This is a genomic window from Halobacillus trueperi (assembly GCF_003386945.1).
Lineage (GTDB): Bacteria > Bacillota > Bacilli > Bacillales > Halobacillaceae > Halobacillus > Halobacillus aidingensis.
Genome location: NZ_QUAE01000011.1, coordinates 1 through 10,784 on the forward strand (window position 1 = coordinate 1; position 10,784 = coordinate 10,784).

Below are 10,784 nucleotides of genomic sequence, written 5' to 3' on the forward strand. Positions count from 1 at the left end.
AATAAGGCGTGGGAATAGGGTCTGGGAAACGTCCGCATGAAAAGCGAATGGAGAAACGAACGTGTGTGTTTTTCTACTGACTGATCCAAAACACCGCAAATCGTCGTTTCCCTGACCCCGTATCCATGGCCAGGAATGGTCATTCATTATTTCAACTAGGCAAGGCTTCCCTTAAGGGTTCGCGATATGCGCTCACCGCACTCCCGCGAAAAGCGAGCTAATCCCCGCAGCCCCCATGCACTCACCAAAAGTCTCGAAACTGAGTCTTCCACAATAGGGAGCTATTATGAAAAAGGGGCAAAAAAAATAGCAGCCTTTGACAGCTGCTCCAAATCTCATGTTCTTTCTTATGTTTTTTGTGGAATACTAGACTTAGCGGGCCGGATGGTCACATTCGTCGCAAATGTTGCCGTAGCAGTCAGCTTTTTCCTGGATCACATTTCCACAGTTGGAGCAGTGCTTTTTCGGAAGGTTACGGAAGAACTCAAGAACACTCATCATCTGTAAATCGCCTCCAATTAATTTTTAATGTAAAACCATTGTATTATAACAATATTCAGAAATCAACCATCTGTTATAAAACAATCTACAATTAGGCAAAAAGTTTTAGGAGTGATGAAAATGAAAGTGACAATTATCGGTTATTGGGGAGCTTACCCTGCGGCGGGTAGTGCAACTTCAGGGTATTTATTTGAAAAAGACGGGTTTTCGATGCTAGTCGATTGTGGGAGCGGTGTGTTATCACGACTGCAACAATTTAAGAAGGTAGATGAACTGGATGCGGTCGTTCTTTCTCATTATCATCATGACCACATTGCAGATATTGGACCTCTTCAATATGCCTGCCTTGTTCAGAATACCATTGCAGAGACAAACAAAACGCTTTCAATCTATGGCCATAAAGAAGAGAAGGGGAAGTTTGAAACGTTAACACATCAATATACGAAAGGAATAGCTTATGACCCTGATAAAACGCTGGAAGTAGGTCCTTTTTCCATCCAATTCCAAAAAACGGATCATCCAGTCTCTTGTTATGGTATGCGGATTTCTGATGGTAATGACACGGCGGTTTACACAGCAGATACAAGCTATTTCAAAGAATGGGCGACATTTGCCAAAAATGCGGACCTTCTGATTACAGATACAAACTTTTATAAAGACATGGACGGAAAGAAAGCGGGGCATATGACGAGTACAGAGGCAGCCACCATCGCTGAAGAGGGCAATGTGAAGACATTATGGCTCAGTCATTTGCCACACTTTGGGCAGCTGACGAGGTTGCGTCAGGAAGCGGAGGATATCTTCGGCGGAACCATTCAATTGGCGGACGAAGGGCTTACATGGAGTAAATGAATTGTTTCCAAGCTCCTAAACGATTACAATGGTACATGGACATTACGGACTGAAAGGATGAAACGCATGCTTTTTATTGACCATGAGGGGATTAACGATCCTCGCATTAACTTGGCCATTGAAGAATACGCATTAAAAAATCTCGATATCAACGACACTTACTTACTGTTCTATATCAACGAACCTTCCATCATCATTGGTAAAAATCAAAATACGGTGGAAGAAATCAATACAAGCTATGTAGAGGAAAACGGGATCCATGTTGTTCGTCGTCTTTCCGGCGGAGGTGCGGTATATCATGATCTAGGAAACTTGAACTTCAGTTTCATTACGAAGGACGATGGGGACAGTTTTCATGATTTCGCTAAATTTACAAAACCGGTAACGGAAGCACTGAAGAAATTGGGTGTAAACGCAGAGTTGTCCGGGCGTAATGATATTGTGGCAGAAGATGGCAGGAAAATTTCAGGGAATGCCCAATTCTCAACCCGGGGCCGTATGTTCAGTCACGGTACATTAATGCTTGACTCAGAAATTGAGAACGTTGTTTCTGCTTTGAACGTGAAAACGGAGAAGATCAAGTCGAAGGGAATTAAATCGATTCGTAGTCGTGTCGCAAATATTTCTGAATTCCTTGATGAAAAAATCTCTATGGAAGAGTTCAAGAACTTGATCCTCCGCTATATTTTCAATGTCAAAGATGTGAAGGATGTTCCTCAATATAAGTTGACGAAAGAAGATTGGGAAAACATTTACAAGCTGGCAGAAGAACGCTATAAAAATTGGGACTGGAATTACGGCAAGTCTCCGAAGTTCAACATTCAGCATACGAAACGAATTGAAGGTGCAGGCAGCTATGACATTCGTCTCGATGTAGCCAAAGGGCACATTCAGAATGCGAAGATCTTTGGTGATTTCTTTGGTGTTGGAGACATCAATGAGATTGAAGAAAAACTAATTGGCACGAAGTATGAACGCCAGGCGATATCTGAAGCTCTAGGTGATGTGGATGTTTCTCACTACCTGGGTAAAATCAGCAAAGAAGATTTTCTTGATATGGTATATTAACAAAAAAGGAACGGTCCTCACCTAAGGACCGTTCCTTTTTTGTTAATTTCACTCCAGGTGTCTTAGGACGACAAATGTTGCTAAATAGTTTTCAGTATTTTATAATTATATTGAAAATTAATATAATGAATGACTATTCATTCATAATCAAGGGGGAGCATACATGAATCTAAGCGAACAACTGTCGCTTACGGCTCAGCGTCATCCCGCTAAAGATGCCTACATATTTCAAGGCGAGCGGGTGAGTTATCAAGAGTTTGATGCAACAGTCACTAAATTCGCTTCTAAGTTGTCTGAACTAGGTTATGGAAAAGGAGATCATTTGGCGCTTGTGAGCGGCAACAGTCCTTTGTTCATGATTGGACTTTACGGAGCACTCCGAGCAGGAACAACCGTCATACCAATTAATCCTACGTACACCGTTGATGAAATGAGTTACATTTTGAAAAATGGAGACGTCAAGGCTGTGATGACGATGGATGTATTGATCGAGAAGTTTGAAGTTATGGACCATGACCTCGATGTTGGCCACTATTTTGTAGCAGACACCGGAACAGGTGTGGATTTGGAGACTTCTTCATTAACCGAAAAAATGAAATCGTTTACAAGTGTTGTTGTAGAGGGAAGTTTAGATTATAAAGCCTCTCCACTTGATGATCAGGACGTGGGAGTTATTCTGTACACATCCGGAACAACAGGAAAGCCGAAAGGCGCGATGCTCACACATCAAAATTTATACTCGAACGCGACGGATGTAGCGGATTACCTGCAAATCACTTCAGATGATCGTGTGATTGCTACGTTACCAATGTTTCATGTTTTCTGCTTGACGGTCTGTTTAAACGCTCCCGTCATGAATGGCGGAACCGTTCTAATCGTACCTAAATTCTCTCCTCAAGAAGTATTTGCAACGGCGGAAGAACACCAGGCAACGGTGTTCGCGGGTGTACCGACCATGTATAACTATTTATTACAGACTGGAAAAGAACAGGCACAAACGTTCCGCCACATGCGTCTTTGCATTTCTGGAGGTTCCTCCTTGCCGGTCGCTTTATTGGAATCATTTGAAAAACAGTTCAACGTACGTGTTTCGGAAGGTTATGGACTCTCAGAAGCCTCACCTGTTACAGCTTTCAACCCCTTGGATCGACCAAGAAAAGCAGGATCCATCGGGCAAAATATTAAAAATGTCGAAAATAAAGTGGTGGATGAACTGGGCGAAGAGCTTCCTGACGGTGAGGTAGGCGAATTGATTGTCAAAGGTCCGAATGTCATGAAGGGATATTATAAACTTCCTGAAGAGACTGCTGTTACGATTCGGGATGGTTGGTTATATACAGGAGACATGGCTCGTCAGGATGAGGACGGATATTTTTACATCGTCGATCGTAAAAAAGATATGATCCTTGTTGGAGGATATAACGTCTATCCAAGAGAAGTAGAAGAAGTATTGTACCAACACGAAGATGTCACTGAAGTTGCAGTTGTAGGAACACCTGACCCTGAATTAGGGGAGACGGTCATCAGTTTTGTCGTTTCTAAAAATCCAACGTTAACAGAAGCACAACTGACCGAATATTGCCGGGATCATTTAGCGAAGTATAAGGTTCCTTCGCGCATTGAATTTATGTCAGAGCTCCCTAAAAATACGACAGGAAAAATCCTTCGCAAAAATTTACGGGAACAACTTACGAATTCTAAATAAGATCACACTATACAAAAAGCTCAAAGTCTCTCAGACTTTGAGCTTTTTAAATCTTCCTCTTCGCTTGTAATGTTATTGGGGATGGTTGGAACTTTTTCTTTTGCGAGACGTAGAAATTAGAAAGGGGGAAGAGTGATGGAAGAATTACATGAATCATTAATGGAAGCTAGAAGAAGATATCTCGAGAAAGAACGTCTACATAGAGAGAGGGAACAATTGAAAAAAGAACATAAAGAACTGTGTGCTAAAGAACAGCACTACTTAGAAAAGCTCAAGGAAGAACAAGAAGATGTCGAAAAGCTGGAACGTATGAGCCTTACCAATCTATTCGTTACGATAACAGGTAAGAAGCTGGAGAAAGTGGAACAAGAAAAGCAAGAGGCCCTGGAGGCACGTTTGAAATGGAGAGAAGCCCATCAATCCGCTTTTGAGGTGGAGAAAGAAGCAGAAGACCTTTCTAAAAGAATCACAGCTTGTGGAAATCCGAAAGCAGAGTATGAGGGGTTGTACCAGAGAAAAAAGCAATTCCTTATTTCTAAAGGTGAGGAAAAAGGCGAGCGGTTGCTTAAACTTAGTGAAAAACGTTCCTTGCTCCAGGCGGAGTTGGTTGAAATTAATGAGGCGATCCATGCAGGGAAGTCCGCCATGCAATCCTTGGAAAAAGCATCGGTTTCGTTGACTTCTGCTGAAAACTGGGGAGCACTGGATATGCTGGGAGGGGGGCTTTTGACTACGGCCGTCAAGCATTCGCGTGTAGATGATGCAGATACCGCCATCCATACCGCACAAAGACACTTGCGGAAGTTCGCAAATGAAATTGAGGACCTTGGCAATCATTACGATATTAACCTTCGTATATCTGGTGGTTTGACAGTTGGTGACTATTTTTTGGATGGTTTACTTGTGGATTGGTTCGTCCAGAATAAGATTCAATCTTCTCATGAAGAAGTAAGGGAAATTAGAAAAAAGACTTGTGAAGCTCTTCTTGATCTCGAATCACTTCAACGTCAATTTGCAACAGAAGAAAACCAATTGACAGAGGAGATGGATCATATTGTCCGATATACGTAATTGGAAGATTCAGTTGTCGCATGTCATTTACTAGAAAATTCGCACCAGTTTGCGGACCTCCGCAACTTTTTTTCGGTGAATCCGGACCTAGGATATATTACAATAGAAACAGATAAGCGGTGATGCTTATTTATCTCATAACTATTTATGATTTGGTTGTCATAAATAGGTCAGTAACGTTGTTTACTGATGAGTGTCATGGAAAAGTCTTTCCTCTCAAAAGAACTTTTCCAACAATTTATTCCCTCACTCAAAAGTTAACCAGTCGTCTCTTTTGGCCCATGCTCACGCGAGCATGGGCACTTTTTTTTCTTTTTTTGTCTTTTCTTATCCCACAAAAGCTCCCGTTTGTGGAAGACTCAGTTTCGAGACTCTTTCGGGTTTCGTTGCTGGGTTGAGCGTCAGGGGTGGTTGAGAAGCTACTCGCTTTCCTGTGGGGGAGTGGCGAGCTTCCTTGGACTACGTCCTGCGGGATCTCGCCTATCTCCTTTCTCCCACGGGAGTCTCGCAGCTTCCCAACCACCCCATTCGATATAGGTGCGTAACGAACCCCTTTACCAAGTTGGATTTGCCTTCCACGATCCCACTGTTAGAAGCATAAAGCGCGCTGTAACAAGCTTTCAGGATTCTAACACCTGAGCATGGGAGTTTATTCTTACAATTCCATCAAGCTGAATGGCTGCTTATTAGAGAAGTGGTTTCGAGACACTTAAATAGTAAAGGGGCGGAGGGGAATGGCGAGACTCCTACCTTAAGTGTACAGGCGCCTCGGTCAGCGGCGTATGGACTGGACTGAGCTGGCGGAGATAAAGGAAACACGAAGAACGGAGTGATTCGATGTTGACTTATCGTACAGAAGCGAGGGAAGTCTCACTAGCCGCTAGGCGCCGGAACCGGATATCTAATAGGAAAAAAGTGCATGGTGAGACCCCGCAGAGCGAAGCTTGAGGAGGCTCACCGCGCTCCCGCGGAAAGCGAGCTATTCCCCGCAGCCCCATCCACTCAACAAAAGTCTCGAAATCGAGTCTTACACAATCCTGCCAAATACTTTAATAAACTTTGTTGATTGTGTGAAAAATAACGGAATGATGGATGGAAGGGAGCTTAAACAGGGTGAAAAAATTAGAGGGTCAAGTTGTGTTGGTGACTGGTGCAAATCGTGGACAGGGAAAGGCAATTGCGGAATATTTGTTATCTCTTGGCGCAAAGGTGGCGTTTGGAGCGCGAAATGTCAACCTTGCTGAAAAGGTGGTAACATCTACAGGATCTTCGGAAGCATCTGCTGTACAGTTAGATGTTACGAAGAACGAGGAATGGATAGCTGCAACGGATAAGGTCGTGAAGAAATTCGGCCGGTTGGATGTGCTTGTGAACAATGCTGGCTTATTGATCCGCAAACCTTTTATAGAGATGAAAGCGGAGGAGTATGAGCAATTGATCCAAGTAAATCAGCTGGGGGTCTTTTTCGGAATGCAGGCAGCTATCCCTTATATGATCGAACAAGGCAAGGGTTCCATCGTGAATAACTTATCTATCTCTTCTTTCGCTCCGATTAGTCAGTCATCTGCATACGCAGCAACGAAAGCCTCTGTAGTGGCGATGTCGAAAGCTGCAGCTATTGAACTCGGACCGTCAGGGGTGCGTGTCAATATGGTTCACCCAGGTGGAGTGGAGACTGAGATGGCAACAGAGGGAAAAGGGGTTCCGGAATTTTATGATTCGATCCCTCTCGGCAGGATCGGGCAGCCCCGGGAAATAGCTAAAGCTATTGCTTTCCTTGCTTCTGACGATAGTTCTTATTGTACGGGAACGGAAATCGTTGTGGATGGTGGGATGACTTTAGGAACGTCTGATCGATGATCATTTAGGTTTTTTGTAGGTGATCATAAATTCTTCTTTTGTAAGATAAAAGTCACGTTCTGGTCTGCGTTGTAACAAATGGTGATTTTCGAGCTTATAATAACTTATCCGTTTATATGGGTCATCATCTATGACAGGAAGCTCCTGTGTCTGTTTCATATATTGGTCGACGGCATGTTGAACAAGATCGATATCCAGCGCAAGATTCCGGTCCTGTTCTTCAAACAACTCATAGGTTTCCCGGGACATGTAGAAGTTTTGAATAGGCACAGCCTTTAAGTAGGGGGCTAAAAGTTCATAATCCAAGGAAAGGTCCTCTTTGATGATCACACTCAGAGGAACATCTTTTGGTTTGGCATCCGCATAGGCATGGACGGCTTTTCGGACATCGTGGATGGATAAATCCTTCTTCTCCAGTTTCGGCTTCTTGTTTTTTCGGCTCCACATGTTGTATTCCTCCTAAATGAAATTTTGCTTGAGAGGTGTTTCAAATGAAAGATCAACCGGTTCAGCCTGAACTCGATTTCTTCACATTACTTAATCCTGACTTTGGTCGTGGTGAAGAGCAGAGAGGAAACAAAGGGCAGAAAGAAGAAAAGGTGTAATTGTAGTATAGCAGAATCGTCGAAATGAAACATTTTTTAAGAATGTTTAGACTTTTGTCGGGTGATTTGGTAAATTAAAGAAGATGAGCGGTAGGTTCGACCTGAGTGTAGAGCTGCCGCCACTTGAAATGAAAGAGGTGTTGTAGTGGATGACATATGTTCATGGAAAAGAATACGAGATTAATCCTCAGACCATTGCTCTTATTGCCACAAACAATGAGGATGGACAAGCTTTTACAGAAGTTATGGAAACGGATGAAAGCTTTGTCATTTCAAAATGGCCAAGTGATCTTATTGATCGTTCCTGCCGTTACTTTGCAAGCAGCCTTGATGGCCGGATTGCTGGCACAAAGCAATTGACCGGTTACACGCACAAACCACCGATTGTCATATCAGAAGCGATGGGCATTTATTTCTTCCCGATTATCTCCCCGAAACGAAAAGACTGCTCCTGGATCGCCCACAAATATATCCGCTCCTACCGTGGAGAGTCCAATAAAACGACGACTGTTCAATTCACGAACGGTATGACCGTGAATCTACCGGTTTCTGATGGCATGTTTGCCAATCAAGTGCAGCGAACCGCTCATTTGCGCGTCATTCTTGAGGACCGTTTCCATTCGACACCTGTGGTTGCTGACCATCGTGCCGAACGGATCGCTGAGACCTTCTCATAAGCTCGAACAAAATGTTTTCCACTTTTTTTCTGATGGCTGGATTGAAATAGTTGCGCTTCTCTTCATATCCATGAGCTAAAAAAAGGAAAGAGGTAAATGAATCGTTCCTTCCTGATTCAACCACCTGCAATTTCATCTGGTCCATTTGCTTTCTCAGTTCTCTCCGTTCCTTTCGCGCTTCCAGTTCCATTTTACCAAGCATCTCCATGTACGGCTCCTTGATTTTGAATTTCCCTTGTTCCATGTGTTTCCGATCCTGCCTAATCACAGTGATGGCCATAGATAAAAACAAATAGCGGGAAGCGAGATCCAATTCGTTTTGCTTTAGATACCTCATGTCATTCTCCTCCGAATACGAACAAGTGTTCTTGTTTGTATTATACCACGGAAAGGTCCAATGTATGCAAGATAGTTTTACAAAAAGGTTGAAAGTGGCAAGAGGGGGAAATACTAGATATGGGCTCACATACTGGTAGGCATGGAGCAGAATTTCAGATAAAATAAAGAAAAGCATACACTGGTCGCTAGTGTACATAAGGAGCAGCATCATGGATTCAGTGTTTGAAAAAATAAACCAATGGCGCCATTTAGCGGAGAATGATCAATTATTTGATTACATCATCAGGCAGCTTGAAGGATTGGAACGGTTTGGACCAATTCCGGGCATCCTATTTCCTCTTATCGAAGCGTTTTTGCCGATTTTGCCACTTGTCGCCTTTGTTTTAGCCAATGCTGTCGTGTATGGGTTATTCAAAGGGTTTCTTTATTCATGGCTTGGGGCTGTTTTCGGATCTTTGTGCGTATTTTTTATTATTCGCCGATTAGGGGATAAGCGTTTGTTCAAGAAGATTACGAGGCAAAAGCAAGTGAAGAAAGTGACGAAGTGGGTGGAAGAGCATGGGTTTGGCCCATTGTTCTTGCTCATGTGCTTCCCCTTTTCTCCATCCTCGATCATTAACGTGGTTTCTGGGTTATCCAATGTCAGTCGACAGCAATTCATTCTAGCCGTCCTTTTGGGCAAAGCAGTCATGATTTTCACAATTGCCTATGTAGGTTCGAGTATCGCATCGTTTGCGCAGAATCCAGTGAAATCGATTGTCGTCGGCGTTTGCATTCTGCTTTTCTGGGTGCTTGGGAAGTATATTGAGAAAAGAATACAAATAAAGGCGGAGCAGAAAGCGTACAGCGGGGATTAAGTTTGTCTCAGCAAGGGTAAAATGTTGGTAGCATAACACCTGGAGGCGCAAACTATGAAAAAATATCGAAGAGCGATCCGAACGGTATTAATCGCCCTATTGCTGGCTTTTGTATTCCGCTCTTATTTATTCGCAAGCTACATTGTAGATGGCGAGTCAATGGAACCGACGCTCTATGACGGGAATTTATTAATGGTCAATAAAGCAGTCTATGATTGGCAGGATATTGAAAGGCAACAGGTCATCGTTTTTCACGCAAATGAACAAGAGGATTATGTGAAGCGGGTCATCGGAATTAGCGGGGATGAAATTGCCGTTCGGGATGATCAGTTATATATCAACGGTGAACGTGTCGACGAAAGTTACCTCGATCCACTCCGTCCGAATGATGGCCTTCCTTTTACGGAAGATTTCACCTTGGAAGATGTGACGGGGCATCAGAAGGTCCCTGAAGGTCACTTATTCGTAATGGGGGACAACAGACGGGACAGTCTGGATAGTAGATATTTTGGGTTTGTACCCGCTGATACCGTCGTCGGAAAAGTGGATGTACGCTACTGGCCTATGAATCAACTCGGCGTGCAGTTTTAACCGCAACCGTCCTCAAAGGGCGGTTTTTTTATGTCTATCGTTATTCAACAATATGGCAGGATTGTGGAAGACTCAGTTTCGAGATAACCCGGGTTCGTTTGCCACATTTGGAGTCAGGGGTAGTTGGGAAGCTACTCGCTTTCCTGTGGGGGAGCGCCGAGCTTCCTCGGACTACGTCCTGCGGGATCTCGCCTGTCTCCTTCTCCCACGGGAGTCTCGCAGCTTCCCAACCACCCCATACCATGAAAGTGAGAAACGAACCCATTTACTGGGGGAGGGTGCCTTCCACTATCCTGGTCTTATACGCAAAAAGCGCTCTATAACAAGCTTTTTGCATGCAGAATAGTGTGCTTAGGAGTTGATTCCCCTCCAATAACTATGTGCATAAAAGCAGCTAATTCCGAAAGTGGTTTCGAGATACTTAAATGGCAGAGGGGCGGAGGGGAATGGCGAGACTCCTACCTTAAGTGTGCAGGCGCCTCGGTCAGCGGCGTATGGACTGGACTGAGCTGGCGGAGATAAAGGAAACACGAAGAACGGAGTGATTCGATGTTGACTTATCGTACAGAAGCGAGGGAAGTCTCACTAGCCGCTAGGCGCCGGAACCGGATATCTAATAGGAAAAAGTGCATGGTGAGACCCCGCAGAGCGAAGCTTG

General features: G+C 43.8%; 11 protein-coding genes. 8 read left to right on the forward strand and 3 right to left on the reverse strand.

Annotated features, from left to right (window positions below; genetic code table 11):
- Nucleotides 1-372: 372 nt before the first annotated feature.
- Nucleotides 373-501, reverse strand: a complete 129-nt coding sequence (gene yhfH / locus DYE48_RS13455) for a protein YhfH (protein WP_074735206.1) — start codon at nt 499-501, stop codon at nt 373-375.
- A 120-nt stretch (nt 502-621) separates the two neighbouring features.
- Between yhfH and DYE48_RS13460 the strand changes: the two genes are divergently transcribed.
- From DYE48_RS13460 to DYE48_RS13480, 5 genes are all read left to right on the forward strand, one after another.
- Nucleotides 622-1,353, forward strand: a complete 732-nt coding sequence (locus DYE48_RS13460; RefSeq protein WP_115824089.1) for an MBL fold metallo-hydrolase — start codon at nt 622-624, stop codon at nt 1,351-1,353.
- A gap of 66 nt (nt 1,354-1,419) precedes the next feature.
- The gene (gene lplA, locus DYE48_RS13465; protein ID WP_115824090.1) at nt 1,420-2,421 is read left to right on the forward strand and encodes a lipoate--protein ligase; all 1,002 of its coding nucleotides are present in this window, start codon (nt 1,420-1,422) and stop codon (nt 2,419-2,421) included.
- A gap of 163 nt (nt 2,422-2,584) precedes the next feature.
- Nucleotides 2,585-4,126 carry a fatty acid--CoA ligase family protein gene (locus DYE48_RS13470; RefSeq protein ID WP_115824091.1) on the forward strand — a complete coding sequence of 514 codons (1,542 nt, stop codon included), beginning with the start codon at nt 2,585-2,587 and terminating at the stop codon, nt 4,124-4,126.
- Nucleotides 4,127-4,261: 135 nt separating this feature from the next.
- On the forward strand, nt 4,262-5,197 hold the full coding sequence (locus DYE48_RS13475; protein WP_115824092.1) for a hypothetical protein: 936 nt from the start codon (nt 4,262-4,264) through the stop codon (nt 5,195-5,197).
- Between the two features lie 1,113 nt (nt 5,198-6,310).
- Complete coding sequence (locus DYE48_RS13480; protein WP_244199432.1) at nt 6,311-7,057, forward strand: SDR family NAD(P)-dependent oxidoreductase; 747 nt, start codon at nt 6,311-6,313, stop codon at nt 7,055-7,057.
- Here DYE48_RS13480 and DYE48_RS13485 read toward each other — a convergent pair whose 3' ends face one another.
- A complete protein-coding gene (locus tag DYE48_RS13485; protein WP_115824094.1) occupies nt 7,058-7,504 on the reverse strand; it encodes a DUF3939 domain-containing protein in 447 nt (148 codons plus the stop codon). It lies immediately after the preceding gene.
- Between the two features lie 307 nt (nt 7,505-7,811).
- Between DYE48_RS13485 and DYE48_RS13490 the strand changes: the two genes are divergently transcribed.
- Nucleotides 7,812-8,339, forward strand: coding sequence for a competence protein ComK (locus DYE48_RS13490; protein ID WP_115824095.1), 528 nt, complete (start codon nt 7,812-7,814; stop codon nt 8,337-8,339).
- Here the strand turns inward: DYE48_RS13490 and DYE48_RS13495 are convergent.
- Nucleotides 8,260-8,676, reverse strand: coding sequence for a YhjD family protein (locus tag DYE48_RS13495; protein WP_115824096.1), 417 nt, complete (start codon nt 8,674-8,676; stop codon nt 8,260-8,262). The two genes, DYE48_RS13490 and DYE48_RS13495, sit on opposite strands and share 80 nt — an antisense overlap.
- A 211-nt stretch (nt 8,677-8,887) precedes the next feature.
- Between DYE48_RS13495 and DYE48_RS13500 the strand changes: the two genes are divergently transcribed.
- The gene (locus tag DYE48_RS13500) at nt 8,888-9,535 is read left to right on the forward strand and encodes a TVP38/TMEM64 family protein (protein WP_115824097.1); all 648 of its coding nucleotides are present in this window, start codon (nt 8,888-8,890) and stop codon (nt 9,533-9,535) included.
- 54 nt (nt 9,536-9,589) lie between these two features.
- The gene (gene lepB, locus DYE48_RS13505) at nt 9,590-10,126 is read left to right on the forward strand and encodes a signal peptidase I (RefSeq protein ID WP_115824098.1); all 537 of its coding nucleotides are present in this window, start codon (nt 9,590-9,592) and stop codon (nt 10,124-10,126) included.
- The last annotated feature ends 658 nt before the right edge of the window (nt 10,127-10,784 follow it).

Bases quoted from the DNA above. Each gene is read 5' to 3' on its own strand.
- DYE48_RS13490 (WP_115824095.1), top strand. From the start codon at position 7,812: ATGACATATGTTCATGGAAAAGAATACGAGATTAATCCTCAGACCATT.
- DYE48_RS13500 (WP_115824097.1), top strand. From the start codon at position 8,888: ATGGATTCAGTGTTTGAAAAAATAAACCAATGGCGCCATTTAGCGGAG.
- lplA (WP_115824090.1), top strand. From the start codon at position 1,420: ATGCTTTTTATTGACCATGAGGGGATTAACGATCCTCGCATTAACTTG.
- DYE48_RS13475 (WP_115824092.1), top strand. From the start codon at position 4,262: ATGGAAGAATTACATGAATCATTAATGGAAGCTAGAAGAAGATATCTC.
- DYE48_RS13495 (WP_115824096.1), bottom strand. From the start codon at position 8,676: ATGAGGTATCTAAAGCAAAACGAATTGGATCTCGCTTCCCGCTATTTG.
- DYE48_RS13485 (WP_115824094.1), bottom strand. From the start codon at position 7,504: ATGTGGAGCCGAAAAAACAAGAAGCCGAAACTGGAGAAGAAGGATTTA.
- DYE48_RS13460 (WP_115824089.1), top strand. From the start codon at position 622: ATGAAAGTGACAATTATCGGTTATTGGGGAGCTTACCCTGCGGCGGGT.
- DYE48_RS13470 (WP_115824091.1), top strand. From the start codon at position 2,585: ATGAATCTAAGCGAACAACTGTCGCTTACGGCTCAGCGTCATCCCGCT.
- lepB (WP_115824098.1), top strand. From the start codon at position 9,590: ATGAAAAAATATCGAAGAGCGATCCGAACGGTATTAATCGCCCTATTG.
- yhfH (WP_074735206.1), bottom strand. From the start codon at position 501: ATGATGAGTGTTCTTGAGTTCTTCCGTAACCTTCCGAAAAAGCACTGC.